The following is a 13,073-nucleotide window of genomic DNA, read 5'->3' on the forward strand; positions in this document are numbered from 1 at the left end:
CGGCAGCGCCCGCCCGCAAGCCTGAAGACTGAGCCGCATGCATATCGATCCCCGCCCGTTGCCCGCCACCCTGCCTGACCTCGGCGACCTGCCGCCCCTGCTGACCCGCCTCTACGCCGCCCGTGGCGTGCAATCGGTCGAGGAACTGGACAAGGGCCTGGCGCGGCTGATCCCGTACCAGAAGCTCAAGGGCATCGACGCCGCGGTCGAGCTGCTGGTGGAGGCCCTGGAGAAGCGCCAGCGCATCCTTTATGTGGGCGACTTCGACGCCGACGGCGCCACCGCCAGCACCGTCGGGGTGCTCGGCCTGCGCATGCTCGGCGCGGCCCACGTCGACTATTTGGTACCCAACCGCTTCGAATACGGCTACGGCCTGACCCCGGAGATCGTCGCCGTGGCCCTGGAGCGCCGCCCCGACCTGCTGGTGACCGTGGACAACGGCATCTCCAGCGTCGATGGCGTCGCCGCGGCCAAGGCCGCCGGGCTCAAGGTGCTGGTCACCGACCACCACCTGCCCGGCCCCGAGCTGCCGGCGGCGGACGCCATCGTCAACCCGAACCAGCCGGGTTGCGAGTTCCCCAGCAAGGCCATGGCCGGGGTCGGCGTGATCTTCTACGTGCTGCTGGCCCTGCGTGCGCGCCTGCGCCAGCTGGACTGGTTCGCCCGGACCGGCCGCCCCGACGCCAACCTCGCCGAGCTGCTCGATCTCGTGGCCCTGGGCAGCGTCGCCGACGTGGTGCCGCTGGACGCCAACAATCGCATCCTGGTGCACCAGGGCCTGGCGCGCATCCGCGCGGGCCGTGCACGCCCCGGCCTCAAGGCGGTGCTGGAGGTCGCCGGCCGCCCGGCCGCGCGCATCACCTCCACCGACCTGGGCTTCATCCTCGGGCCGCGCCTGAATGCTGCCGGCCGCCTGGACGACATGAGCCTGGGCATCGAATGCCTGCTCTGCGAGGACGAGGCCCTGGCGCGCGACATGGCGGTGCAGCTCGACCAGCTCAACCAGGACCGCAAGGCCATCGAGCAGGGCATGCAGCGCGAGGCGCTGGCCCAGCTCAAGGACCTGCCGCTGGAGGACCTGCCCTTCGGCCTGTGCCTGTTCGAGGCGGACTGGCACCAGGGCGTGATCGGCATCCTCGCCTCGCGCATGAAGGAGCGTTACCACCGCCCGACCATCGCCTTCGCCGACGCCGGCGAGGGGCTGCTCAAGGGCTCGGCGCGCTCGGTGCAGGGCTTCCATATCCGTGATGCGCTGGACGCCGTGGCGGCCCGCCACCCGGGGCTCATCAGCAAGTTCGGCGGCCACGCCATGGCCGCCGGCCTGTCGCTGCCCGTGGAAAACTTCGGCGCCTTCGCCGCGGCCTTCGACGCCGAGGTGCGCCGCCAGTTGAGCGAGGACGACCTCACTGGTCGCCTGCTCTCCGACGGCCAGCTGAGCCTCCAGGAATTCCACCTGGAACTGGCCCGCGCCCTGCGCCAGGCCGGCCCCTGGGGCCAGCATTTCCCCGAGCCGGTGTTCCACGGCATCTTCCAGGTGGTGCAACAGCGCCTGGTCGGCGAACGGCATCTCAAGCTGGTGCTCAAGACCGAGTGCGGGTCGCTGCAGCTCGATGGCATCGCCTTCAACATCGACCGCGACCAGTGGCCGAACCCGACCGTGCGCTGGGCGGAGCTGGCCTACAAGCTGGACGTCAACGAATACCGGGGACAGGAAAGCGTGCAACTGATGGTGGCGCACATCGCGCCACGCTGATCGCGCCGGCAGGCACAGGGTGGGCATGGGGGCGTAGGGTGGCGCTTCAGCCCACCGTTTCTCTGACCCCCCAGCCATTTCGAAGCCCTGCCGAACGCCCGTGTACAGGCACAGCCGTGTGCCACGTTCGACTCCGCCCGGTGGAGGTAAAAAGCGACCTCCACCCTACGCAGCGGTCATGCCCCTGCCCTGTGCAGGGGCGACTTCAGTCGCGATCGGCCTCGCTCCTTATCAACGGCCCCCGTGGCCGTTCCATCACCCCGCCGTCTTGTACCGCGCTGCGGCGCTGCTGCGGGACATGTTCGGGCCGAGCTTGGTGCGGGCGCTGACCACGGCGGCCCAGTCGGCGGCGTCGGGGAGGGAGGGGATGGTGACCAGTTCGCCCTGGTCGAAGCCGGCCAGCGCGGCGTCCACCATCTCGCCGGCTTCCATGATCATGTTCGGGTCCAGGTGCGCGGCGTCGATGCCGGAGCGTTCCCAGATCTCGGTGCGGGTGATGCCCGGCAGCACGGCCTGCACCTGCACGCCCTTGGCGGCGACCTCGTGGTTCAGGGTCTGGGTCAGGCTCAGCACGTAGGCCTTGGTGGCGCTGTAGGTAGCGTTGAACATCTCGGGGATCAGCGCGACCACCGAGGCGAGGTTGATGATCGCGCCCTCGCCGGCATCGCCGAAGCGCTTGGCGGCGACGGCGGAGAGGTGGGTGAGAGCGGTGACGTTGAGCTGGATCATCGAGTCGACCTGGTCGAGGTCGGCGTCGGCGAGCGTACCGTTCTGCGCCACGCCGGCGTTGTTGACCAGCACCTTGATGGCGGCGTCGGTGGCCAGGCGCTGTTCGACCGCGCGCAGGTCGGCGCGCTGGGTGAGGTCGGCCTTGAGGGTGTCGACCTTCACGCCGTATTCGCCGCCGAGGCGCTGGGCCAGTTCGTCCAGGCGCTTCTGGTCGCGGGCCACCAGCAGCAGGTCGAGGCCGCGGCGGGCCAGGCGTTCGGCGTAGGTGGCGCCGATCCCGGAGGATGCGCCAGTGATCAGTGCGGTGCCTTTGAGGTTGTGCGAGCTCATTGCGGATCTCCGGAACGGGTAAGGGATGTTTATATGATGCATGTAATTCACGATTTATATTATGACTATAATTTTAGCTGTCAAGCGGAGCATCACCGTCATTCAAGCGGAGCGACAAACGGATTCCAGCCTGTGCTGCGCTGGCGGACGAGTGGTGGTGCGAGGGCGGTGGCCGGATGAACGGCCGTGAACCGGCGCCCCGCTGGCCGGTCCATTTTCCGTGGTCGCCAGGATGGCAGGACGCGGATGCGGGCCACGCCGATGCGGTGGCCGACAGGGCGACCGCTGCCATGGCCAATGACCGGCTGTCGCCGAAAGGAACTCGCCATGTCCCACCGCTGCCGGCCGCGCCTGGCCACCTCGCTGATGCTCGCCTCCCTGCTCGCGCTGCCGACCCTGGCAGCGGCACGGGATTTCCACGTGACCCGCACCGATGACGTTTTCAATGGCCGCTGCGATGCCGACTGTTCCCTGCGCGATGCGGTCGAGGCCGCCAACCGCCTGGGTGGCAAGAACCGCATCCTCCTGCCCGCCGGAACCTATGCCCTGACCTTGCCGCCGGCGCTGGGCGAGGAGGGCGAGATCCTCGACGAGGACCTGAACCTCAACGGCGACCTCGACCTGCGTGCCGGCGAGCTGGCCCTGGTGGGGGCGGGGGTGGGGGTCAGTGTCATCGATGGCTCGGGCATCGACCGCCTGCTGGAGGTCGACCTCGGCGTCACCCTGCGGCTCCAGGACCTGACCCTGCGCAACGGCCGCACCACCCGCAACGGCGGTGCCATCGAGAACTTCGGCTACCTGGTGGTGCGGCGCGTGGCATTCCAGGACAACCGCGCGAGCTTCGGCTTCTACGATGGCGACGGCGGCGCGATCTCCAATCGAGGCACGCTGGAGGTCCATAGCTCGGTGTTCGAACGCAACCGCGCGGACTTCGGCGACTCAGGGCGCGCCCTGGGCGGCGCGATCTTCAACGGCGGGCTGCTGACCCTGCGCGACAGCCTGTTCAGCGAGAACGTCACCAACGGCGACGACGTGGTCGCCCTCGGCGGGGCGCTGTTCAACACCGGCACCGCCGATGTCGCCCGCAGCGCCTTTCTCCATCACCGCGCCGACGGGCCCGGCGTGGTCATCCGCAACGACGGCAACGGTGTGCTCAGGCTGGCCAACGTCACCGTCTCCGGCAAGAACGCCAACGGCGAGGGGGAGTACGACGCGGTGGTGGCCAACGGCTCCGACTACCCGATGTTCGCCGGTACGCCGAGCCTGCAACTGGTCAACGTCACCATCGCCGACAACCTCACCCTCGGCCTGCTCAACCATGGCCGTCTGTCGGTTCGCAACAGCCTGATCGTCGGCAACGGCAACGAATCCATCGGCGTCGCCAACTGCGCCAATGGCGGTGATACGGCGAGCTACCAGGCCAGTGGCCTGCTGCTGGGCACCGATACCGGCAACTGCACCGCCGACATCCAGGTGAACGATGCCGAGGCCTTCACCCGGGTGCTCTATCCGCTGGCGGCCAATGGTTCCAGCCTGCCGACCCATGCCCTGCGCCCTCGCAGCCCGGCGGTGGACACCGGCGTCGGCTCCTGCACCCGGCAGGACCAGCGCGGTTCCATGCGGCCACGGGATGGCGATGGCGACGGCATGGCGCTGTGCGACCTGGGTGCCTATGAGCGGCCCAAGCCCTGAGGCGCAGGCAGATTTTTTGCAAATTGTTTCAAGCCTGACGCGTCGATAAGAAAAAGCAATTTCAGGATCGGGCCTGTTCGGCTGATAAGACTGAAGCTGCAATCCGAATCGGCAGGGACGCTGGCGAGACCCCAACCCGCAGGTACTGCCATGTCCATACGATCCATCACCATCGCTTCGCGCGCTTCCCTGTGTTTCGCCCTGATCACCCTGCTGGTGATCGTCCTCGGTGGTTTCTCATGGCAGCAGATGCATGTGCTGCGGGGTGCTGAACAGGACATCGAGACCAACTGGCTACCCTCCATCCAGACCGCCAACGACATCCAGACCAGCCTGCTGCACGTCCGCCTGGAGAGCCTGCGGCTGCTGGCCAGTACCACCCCCGCCGAACAGCGCAACGCGCTCGACCAGCTGCAGAGCGCACGCCAGACCCTGACCGAGAAAAGCGAGCACTACCGCCGCAACATGATCACCAGTGCCGAAGAACAGCGCGTGTTCGATGGCTCGGCGCAGGCCCTGCAGGCTTATATGACGGGGTTGCAGAAGCTGATCGACCTGCAAGGCAGCGACCCCGCCCAGGCCTTGCTCTGGGCCAACGGCGGCCAACGCGACCTGGCGACGACCTACCAGCAGCACGTGACCAAGCTGATCGACCTCAACGCCGCTGGCGTCAAGCGCTCGGGGGTTGCCGCCGGCGATGCCTACGACACCAGCATCAGCATCGTCATCGGCGCGGTGCTGCTGGCCCTGGCGATGACCGTGGCGCTGGCCATGACCCTGACCCGCAGCATCGTGCGGCCGCTGGGCGATTCGCTGCGCTTCGCCGAATCCATCGCCAAGGGCGACCTGACCCGCACCGTCGAAGTCAGCGGGCAGGACGAGGCCACGCGCCTCAGCGAGGCGCTGCGGCGCATGCAGGAGAACCTGCGGCAGACCATCCGGCAGATTTCCGACTCCTCGATCCAGCTCGCCTCGGCGGCCGAGGAGATGACCAGCGTCACCGAGCAGGGCAGCCTGACCCTGCAGCAGCAGAATTCCGAGATCGAGCAGGCCGCCGCAGCGGTCAACCAGATGACCGCCGCGGTGGAGGAAGTGGCGCGCAACGCGGCGTCGGCCTCGACGTCGGCGCGCCAGTCCAGCGAGGCGGCGAACCTGGGCAACCAGCGCGTGGCCCAGACCCTGGATGCCATCCGTCATCTTTCCCAGCAGGTGCAGGAAACCGAATCACGTGTCCAGGGCCTGGCCCAGCAGGCGGTGGATATCAGCCAGGTGCTCAATGTCATCCGTTCCATCGCCGAGCAGACCAACCTGCTGGCGCTCAACGCTGCCATCGAGGCGGCGCGGGCGGGCGAGCAGGGCCGAGGCTTCGCCGTGGTGGCCGATGAAGTGCGTGCCCTGGCGCACCGCACCCAGACCTCGACGCTGGAGATCGAGAAGATGATTTCCTCGATCCAGTCCGGCACCCATTCGGCGGTGCAGGCCATGCAGGCGAGCAACAGCCAGGCCCAGGCCACGCAGCTTTCGGCCGACGAGGCAGGGCGTGCATTGCAGGAGATCACCGAGGCGGTGGGCACCATCGACGAGCGCAACATGCAGATCGCCACGGCCTCCGAGCAGCAGGCCCATGTGGCACGCGAGGTGGACCGCAACCTGATGAGCATCCGCGACCTGTCCATCCAGAGCGCCGCCGGTGCGCACCAGACCACGGCGGCCAGCAGCGAGCTGGCGCGCCTGGCGGTGGACCTGAAGGGGCTGGTGGCGCGGTTCAGCGTTTGAGGTGGGCAAGCCCGCGCGGTGGATGTCGCTTTCGGCATCCACCGCGCGGAGGTGCTCGCCACCGGGAGCCGAGCTTCACTCCGTGGGAGCGAATTCATTCGCGAAGCTCTTCACGGGGCGGCCCCGACATGAGCCGCCCCTGCGTTCGGCGCCGACCCACGGCGCCGAGCGCCTGCTTTTTCCTCCTGGTGCGAACTCATTCGCGATGCCTTTCCCAAGCTCCTCCAGCCCTCCGCTTCCCGGCATGGGAACCATCTCCCACTCCCACGGACGAACAGCTGTAGGCCTCTGGACAAGCGGCCGGGCGGCGGCATAGCGTTGCCGGGCGCCGGTCGTGGCGCGGGGTTCACAGTCTTCCAAGGAGCGATGGTGTTCGATCTTCTCAAGCCGACGTTGTACGTCCGCGTCTACCGCAACCGCATGCTGATCCGCGAGCTCCAGGCCCAGCGCGAGCAGGATGTGCATGCGAGCTTCAGTACCGAGCGGTTGCTGGTCGGGCAGTTCAATGAAGCCAGGGTCGCGCTGCGCCAGGCGATCAAGCTGATGCTGCGTGGCAAGTGGATGTCCATGGCGCCCACCATTCTCGTGCAGCCGATGGAGATGACCGAAGGCGGCCTGTCCCAGGTCGAGGAGCGGATCTTCCACGAGCTCGGTGCAGGCGTCGGCGGGCGGCGGGTGCGGGTGCACATCGGCGACGAACTCAACGACGAGGCGGTGCGCCGCCAACTGGACGGGCGATGAGCACGGACCGGGTCGAGTCCTGGTTCGGCGAGGGCTTCATCGGGCTGCACCCCTTGCTGCAGCGGCTGCATCGCCAGGGTGGCGTGCTCGAAGGCGAGGTGGAGCTGGCGACGGGCGCAGGTCTCGCCGGGTGGCTGGGGCGTCGGCTGGCGGGAAAACTGGGCATCCCGCTCGGTGCACGGCGCGTGCCCTTGCGCGTGGATATCCATTGCGACGAGTCGGGCTTGCACTGGAGCAGGCGTTTCGCGGGTTCCGCCACCCTGGTTTCCCTGTTCCGCCCCGTGGGGCATTGGCCGGATGGGCACTGGGAGGAATGCACCGGTGCCCTGCGCCTGGCACTGAAGGTCGATACCCGTGACGGTGGCTGGCGCTGGGTGCCGATTGCGGCCTGGGTCCGGGGCATCCGCATTCCGCTGGCCCTGTTGCCGCGTACCACCGCCTACAAGCGCATCGAGGGCGGGCGTTATCACTTCTACGTCGGTTTCTCGTTGCCGGGGCTGGGGGAGTTGTTCTCCTACTGCGGCGGCCTGGAGCTCCTGCCCGCCGGTATCGCAGGGGGCGCCTGAGCCCGGGAGAGGTCGCCGGGCAGGCCGCGACCCCTCTGTCTTCGGCTCATACGGGCTTCACGGCGCCGTGCACTTCTCCTTCGCCTTGTCCGCGTCCAGCTTGCGGATGGAGGTGTAGAACAGCTCGCAGGTCTGCACCTTGTCGGTCACCAGCCACTTCTCTTTGCAGCGGTCGAGCGTGCTGCTCGGGTTGGCGCTGTGGTCCTTGCCCATTCCGGCCTGCCAGCAGGCGACGGTGATGTCCTGGCCCATGACCTTGAGGCCGGCGGCATCGGCCTTGGCCTGGTCGCCGTCGTAGTTCTCCGGGTCGGCGGCGTACCAAATGTAGCTGGGGTGGTTGCTGCCCAGCACCGGCACCTTCTGGTCGGCTGCGGGGCTGATGGTGCCGAGGCCGAGCACGCCGATGGTGGTGCCGTACTGTTGCTTGATCCAGCTGCGCACCGGCCCGCCGAAGGCGACCATCGGCAGCGCCGGGCTGCCCTTGGTGAGCTGCTCGACCATGCGCGTCTGGTAGGGGGTGAAGTAGCTGTAGACGCCTTCCAGGTCGCTGCCGGCGCTGGCCGGGGCGGCGATGGGGGCGATGTCGATGATGGTCTGGTAGCCGGGCGTATCGTCGGCGGCGACGCCGTTCTGCTCCAGCAGGTCGGCCCAGCGGTCGGTGGTGGCCGACTCCAGGTAGTCCTGGGCCCTGGTCAGCGAGTAATCCGGCGGGAAGTGCAGCAGTTCGATGCTGCGGCGGTTCTCCAAGGCCATGCCCAGGGGCAGGAAGAGGTACCAGCTGTACTGCCACTTGCCATCGGTGTTGAGCTGGCTGGCGCCCTTGTAGGCGAGATCGCCCGCATCCAGCAGCTGCACCAGGGGCAGGCCGTAGTCGGCGGGCACGCCGCTGAAGCGGGCGTAGAGCCCCTTGTCGTCACGGCCCACCTTGACCTGGCCGCCGGCGATGCCATCGCGCTTCAGGCTTTGCCCGAGGTAGTGCTCCACGGTCTGTTCCAGGGTCCAGTCGCGGTAGCAGATGACGCTGCAGTTGTTGGGGTAGGCGAACAGGCGGGTGACCCGTTCCTGGCTGCCCAGGCTGACCTGGACGTCGGCGGCCTGGGCGAAACAGGCGAGACCCGCGAGGAACGGGGCGAGCAGGGTGCGCATGCGCATGGACATCTCCTTGTTGTCGTGTGGCGAATCCTTCCGGTGCGGGGCGCTCGGTCAGAGGTATCCCGCACAGCATTTCTTGAATTTCTGCCCGCTGCCGCAGATGCACGGGTCGTTGCGCCCAGCCCTGGTTCCCACGGTCGGGTCGATGAAGTACCAGCGCCCGTCGTTCTGCACGAAGGAGGAGCGTTCGCGATGGCTGTGTTCGCCGCCCTGGTCGTGCCAGCGGGCGGTGAAGGTGACCAGGGCGTGCTCGGGCTTGCCGCCGAGCAGCTCGAAGGCCTCCACCTCGAGGCCGAGCCAGGTGCTCTGGAGGCTCCAGGCCTTCATCGCGTCGCGGTCCAGCCCGTCGCGCTGGGCGGGCAGCGTGGTTTCCACCAGGTAGTCCACCAGGCCGAGCACATAGGCGCTGTAGCGCGAGCGCATCAGCGCCTCGGCACTGGGGGCGGGGTGGCCGCCGTGATGGCGGCCGCAGCAGAGGTCGAGGAGGTTGCCGCTGCCGCAGGGGCATGTGCTCGCGTTCATGCCGTCACCACCAGTACTTGCCGAAGTTCTCGGGGTTGGCCCAGAACTTCGCGTTCAGCCAGTCGGGTACCTGCTTGTATTCGCGCAGGTCGTAGGTGAACAGGCTGAGCACCTGTTCATCGCGCTGGAAGCGCTCGGTGGCCTGCAGGGCCAGGGCGAAGAAGTCGGTGTCGGTCCATTCGCAGGCGCCGAGGTCCACCAGCACGGCGATGCGGCTGGCGTTGAGGTTGCGGATGCCGCCGAGCAGTTGCAGGGCGGTGCGCTTGGGCAGGTGTTCGAGGCAATCGGCGACCAGCGCCAGGTCGAAGCGTTGCGCCGCCTGTTCGGCCGGCAGCGGGCCGGCGGGCACCTGCACCACCTGGCTTTCCGGGTGGGCGGCGGCGAAGGCTTCGAGGGCCGGGAGCGGGGAGTCGCCCACCAGCAGCAGGCGCGCCGGTGCATAACGGTCGAGCAGGGCGGCAAGGGCCTGCTGCGGGGTGCGGGAGGAGAAGCTTGCGGTCATCGAAAATCCTCGGACAAGTCTGCGAAGACTAGCCTGCTGCCCGCTGCTGGCCTAGTGCTGGCGGTTTTTTAATCGCAGGTCTTTACTCCCCAGTTATCGGTTTCCAAAGGCCGATATCACGAGGAGACACGCATATGAGCATCACAAGGACAGCAATACCCTTGCTACTTGTGTCATCCCTGCTGACCGGTTGCGCCGGCCTGCAGAAGACCGACTGGCCCAAGTGTGCAGCAGTAGGCGGTGTAGGCGGTGCAGCGTTGGGTGCGATCGAAAGCAGTTCCTGGGCAGGCTGGGGCGCGTTGATCGGCGGCGGCATGGCTGCCGGCTACTGCTGGGTCCATGGCGACGGCGACGAGGATGGCGATGGTGTGCCTGACAGTCGCGACAAGTGCCCGGGCACTCCGCCGGGCGTGCAGGTGGATGCGAACGGTTGCCCGCCCGCGCCGGTCGTGGAAGAACGGGTCGAGGAAGTGGTCGTGGTCGAGGACGAGACCATCGTCGTGCGCGACCTGCTGTTCGCCTTCGACTCCGCGGCGCTGGACCCGGCCGACAAGGCCAAGCTGGACACCATCGCCAGCCGCCTGCGCAACGAAGCCCCGACCGCCAAGCTGACCATCACCGGTCACACCGACAGCGTCGGCGCCGACAGCTACAACCAGAAACTCTCCGAGAAGCGCGCCCACTCCGTGACGGACTACCTGGTCTCGACCGGCGTACCCAAGGGCAGCATCGTCGGTGTCAGCGGCGCGGGTGAAAGCCAGCCGGTCGCCGACAACGGCACGGCCGACGGTCGCGCGCTGAACCGCAGGGTGGAAATCCTGATCGACCGCTGAACCCCGCGTCCGTCGCGGCGTGCAGCTTGTGCGCCGTGACGGGCGGGTCTTTACTCCTGTGTTACCGGTATGGGACCGGTGACACAGGAGATCCTCACCATGAGAACCTTCTCACGGGCTGCTCTACTTCTTCTGGTCGGCAGTGTTCTCTCGGGTTGCGTCTCGACGTCCAGTACGGGCGACGCGCCGCTCAACCAGGGGAACTGGCCTCTTTGCAGTGCGATTGGCGGTCTGGCCGGCGGTGGGCTGGGCGCTATCGAGAGTTCCGCTTGGGCTGGTGGAGGTGCCGTTGCAGGTGCCATCGTCGGCGGTCTGATCTGTTACGCACAGGATGGCGACGAGGATGGTGACGGGGTCTTCGACCGCCGTGATACCTGCCCGAACACGCCGGCCGGTACTCAGGTCAACCACAATGGCTGTCCGCAGAAGACCTACCCGGCCGTGGTCAAGGCCGAGGAGCCCGCTCCCGAGCCCGCTCCACAGAGCGAGGTGATCGTGCTCAGCGACCAGGGCAAGGTGCTGTTCGCCTTCGATTCGGCCGAACTCACGGCCGATGCCAAGTCGCAACTGAACGAAGTGGCCACGCGCCTGAGCGATGCCACCACGGTCAGCGTCAAGGTCGTGGGCCACACCGACAGCGTCGGTTCCGATACCTATAACCAGGGACTCTCGGAACGGCGTGCCAGGAGTGCGGCCGACTACCTGATCAGCCAGGGCGTTTCCGCAGGCAAGGTCACCACCGAGGGACTCGGCGAGAGCCAGCCGGTGGCGGACAACGGCACCGATGCCGGACGTGCGCAGAACCGTCGCGTGGAGATCCACGTCGCGCGTTGAGGCGGTGTCGTCGTACCGAAGGGGCCCTTGCGGCCCCTTCTTCATGTGCACCATTTGGCAGCGGCGAAGACGAGGAGTAAGGTCGGCGGACTAAAAAAACAGAGGGGGTGGCATGAAACTTTTCCTGGGGGTGGGCAAGCTGGTTGCCCTGGTGTTCTGGCTGGCGGTGCTGGCCAATCTGATCGAGCCTTTCGCCAAACCGTTCGCGTCCCTGCTCAACGCCGTCGCCGCCCTGGTGCTCGGCCTGCACCTGCTGGAGCTGGTGGTGTGCAACGGGCAGTTGCGCACTCGCCCGCGTCCCTGGAACGACCGCCTGCAGCTGCTGCTGTTCGGGGTCTTCCACCTGCTCGGCCTGCCCCGTTCCGAGGGAGGTCGCCAGCATGCGTAAGCTCTGCCTCCTGGCCTTGCTGGCCAGCCCCGTGGTCCTGGCTGAAAGCAGCGTCAGCGTCGACGCCAACAGCCTTCTCAAGCTTCCCGCCCGGGTCGGCTCCCTGAGCCTCGACCGCGTGGTGGTGAACGACTACGGCACCCTGGTGATCCCGGCCAGCGTCACCGAGCTGCGCATCGGCGAGTTGCTGATGGGGCGGGACGCGCGCATCGGCATCGCCCCCTCCGACCAGCCCTTCAGCCTCGTGGTGCGCCGGGGCGAGATCGGCACCGGCGGCCACATCACCGCGTCCGGCGCCGCCGGCAGCATGAAGAAGCCGGCCAGCGCCGGCCGCGACCTGAGCCTGCGCCTGGAGCAGGTGCGGGTGGACGAGATCACCCTGGATGTCCGTGGCGGCATCGGTACGCCCGGCTACAGCGGGCTCGCCGGTGCGGATGGCGATTCGGGCGGCTGCCTCTGGGGCAGCGCCAGCCGTGGCCATGACGGCCAGAACGGCGGCGATGGCCAGGCCGGGGGCGCGGGCGGCCACATCCGCCTGGAAGTGCCGGTGGATTTCCCTGTCGAACAGGTGAAGGTGCGCCTGGAAGGCGGCGCCGGTGGCCCGGCGGGCGAGGCGGGGGCAGCGGGAGCGGGCGGAGCCGCCAAGGGCTGCCTGTTCTATCGCACCGAGGCCGGCAGCAAGGGCCGCCCGGGGCAACCCGGCCAGCCGGGCAGCGCGGGGGCTGCCGGCCAGCTCGACGTGGTGCGCATCCAGTAGTCGTCGAGGCGCTGCGGCCTCAGAAGTTCGGGCGTGCCGCGGCGATCGCCACCAGGAACAGGCCCAGCAGCAGGTTGATGCCCACCAGGCGGCGGATGCGGCCCAGTACCGCGCCGCCGGTTGGCCAATCCTCGGCCGCTATCGCGCGGCGCAGCTCCGGCAACTGCAGGGCGTTGACCCGCAGGAACAGCGCGAGCATGGCGATGTACAGCCCCATCATGATGTGTACGTAGCGCGGCGCGCCGTCGAAGCCGGCGAAGCGCATGTGCATCATGCCCACGCCGCTCACCGGCAGCAGGACCACCGCCACCCAGACCCAGAGGAAGAAGCGGCGGAACACCTCGACCCAGAGCTTCAGCCGTGCCGGCGCATCGAGCGCCTGGACCGCGGCGGGGCGCAGCACCATCCAGGCGAAGAACATGCCGCCGACCCACACCAGGGCGGCGAGGACGTGGACGGCGTAGAGCGCGGCGAAGGGCGTCATCGGGTTTTCTCCAG

14 protein-coding genes are annotated in these 13,073 nt (G+C 68.0%); 9 read left to right on the forward strand and 5 right to left on the reverse strand.

The window, feature by feature from the left end; genetic code table 11:
* The first annotated feature begins 37 nt into the window (after positions 1–37).
* The gene (gene recJ / locus PHLH3_RS06900; RefSeq protein ID WP_213628678.1) at positions 38–1,753 is read left to right on the forward strand and encodes a single-stranded-DNA-specific exonuclease RecJ; all 1,716 of its coding nucleotides are present in this window, start codon (positions 38–40) and stop codon (positions 1,751–1,753) included.
* A gap of 255 nt (positions 1,754–2,008) precedes the next feature.
* Here the strand turns inward: recJ and PHLH3_RS06905 are convergent, their stop codons facing one another.
* Positions 2,009–2,812, reverse strand: a complete 804-nt coding sequence (locus tag PHLH3_RS06905) for an SDR family oxidoreductase (protein ID WP_213628679.1) — start codon at positions 2,810–2,812, stop codon at positions 2,009–2,011.
* Positions 2,813–3,139: 327 nt separating this feature from the next.
* Between PHLH3_RS06905 and PHLH3_RS06910 the strand changes: the two genes are divergently transcribed.
* The 4 genes from PHLH3_RS06910 to PHLH3_RS06925 all read left to right on the forward strand — a co-directional run bounded on the left by PHLH3_RS06910 (position 3,140) and on the right by PHLH3_RS06925 (position 7,587).
* Entirely contained in the window at positions 3,140–4,504 is a 1,365-nt protein-coding gene (locus tag PHLH3_RS06910; protein WP_213628680.1) for a CSLREA domain-containing protein, read from the forward strand.
* A gap of 150 nt (positions 4,505–4,654) precedes the next feature.
* Complete coding sequence (locus tag PHLH3_RS06915) at positions 4,655–6,280, forward strand: methyl-accepting chemotaxis protein (protein WP_213628681.1); 1,626 nt, start codon at positions 4,655–4,657, stop codon at positions 6,278–6,280.
* 369 nt (positions 6,281–6,649) lie between these two features.
* Positions 6,650–7,021 (forward strand): 1-pyrroline-5-carboxylate dehydrogenase, encoded by a 372-nt coding sequence (locus PHLH3_RS06920; RefSeq protein ID WP_173176294.1) that lies wholly within the window; start codon positions 6,650–6,652, stop codon positions 7,019–7,021.
* Complete coding sequence (locus PHLH3_RS06925) at positions 7,018–7,587, forward strand: DUF4166 domain-containing protein (protein WP_213628682.1); 570 nt, start codon at positions 7,018–7,020, stop codon at positions 7,585–7,587. The genes PHLH3_RS06920 and PHLH3_RS06925 overlap by 4 nt, the downstream gene beginning before the upstream one ends.
* A gap of 57 nt (positions 7,588–7,644) precedes the next feature.
* On the opposite strand, the gene PHLH3_RS06930 is transcribed toward PHLH3_RS06925, so the two are convergent.
* The 3 genes from PHLH3_RS06930 to PHLH3_RS06940 are packed head-to-tail and all read right to left on the reverse strand — an operon-like array spanning position 7,645 to position 9,763.
* The gene (locus tag PHLH3_RS06930) at positions 7,645–8,739 is read right to left on the reverse strand and encodes a hypothetical protein (RefSeq protein ID WP_213628683.1); all 1,095 of its coding nucleotides are present in this window, start codon (positions 8,737–8,739) and stop codon (positions 7,645–7,647) included.
* Between the two features lie 51 nt (positions 8,740–8,790).
* The gene (locus PHLH3_RS06935; protein WP_213628684.1) at positions 8,791–9,261 is read right to left on the reverse strand and encodes a YchJ family protein; all 471 of its coding nucleotides are present in this window, start codon (positions 9,259–9,261) and stop codon (positions 8,791–8,793) included.
* Between the two features lie 4 nt (positions 9,262–9,265).
* The gene (locus tag PHLH3_RS06940; protein ID WP_213628685.1) at positions 9,266–9,763 is read right to left on the reverse strand and encodes a DUF6231 family protein; all 498 of its coding nucleotides are present in this window, start codon (positions 9,761–9,763) and stop codon (positions 9,266–9,268) included.
* 134 nt (positions 9,764–9,897) lie between these two features.
* On the opposite strand from PHLH3_RS06940, the gene PHLH3_RS06945 reads away from it, so the two are divergent.
* The 4 genes from PHLH3_RS06945 to PHLH3_RS06960 all read left to right on the forward strand — a co-directional run bounded on the left by PHLH3_RS06945 (position 9,898) and on the right by PHLH3_RS06960 (position 12,575).
* On the forward strand, positions 9,898–10,596 hold the full coding sequence (locus PHLH3_RS06945) for an OmpA family protein (protein ID WP_213628686.1): 699 nt from the start codon (positions 9,898–9,900) through the stop codon (positions 10,594–10,596).
* Between the two features lie 99 nt (positions 10,597–10,695).
* A complete protein-coding gene (locus PHLH3_RS06950) occupies positions 10,696–11,430 on the forward strand; it encodes an OmpA family protein (protein WP_213628687.1) in 735 nt (244 codons plus the stop codon).
* A gap of 112 nt (positions 11,431–11,542) precedes the next feature.
* The gene (locus PHLH3_RS06955; protein ID WP_111260571.1) at positions 11,543–11,818 is read left to right on the forward strand and encodes a DUF1145 domain-containing protein; all 276 of its coding nucleotides are present in this window, start codon (positions 11,543–11,545) and stop codon (positions 11,816–11,818) included.
* Positions 11,811–12,575 carry a collagen-like protein gene (locus tag PHLH3_RS06960; protein WP_213628688.1) on the forward strand — a complete coding sequence of 255 codons (765 nt, stop codon included), beginning with the start codon at positions 11,811–11,813 and terminating at the stop codon, positions 12,573–12,575. Before PHLH3_RS06955 ends, PHLH3_RS06960 begins: the two co-directional genes overlap by 8 nt.
* A gap of 19 nt (positions 12,576–12,594) precedes the next feature.
* Here the strand turns inward: PHLH3_RS06960 and PHLH3_RS06965 are convergent, their stop codons facing one another.
* Positions 12,595–13,059 (reverse strand): DUF2269 family protein, encoded by a 465-nt coding sequence (locus tag PHLH3_RS06965; RefSeq protein ID WP_173176310.1) that lies wholly within the window; start codon positions 13,057–13,059, stop codon positions 12,595–12,597.
* Positions 13,060–13,073: the final 14 nt, after the last annotated feature.

It is taken from the genome of Pseudomonas sp. Pc102 (assembly GCF_018408275.1).
Lineage (GTDB): Bacteria > Pseudomonadota > Gammaproteobacteria > Pseudomonadales > Pseudomonadaceae > Metapseudomonas > Metapseudomonas tohonis.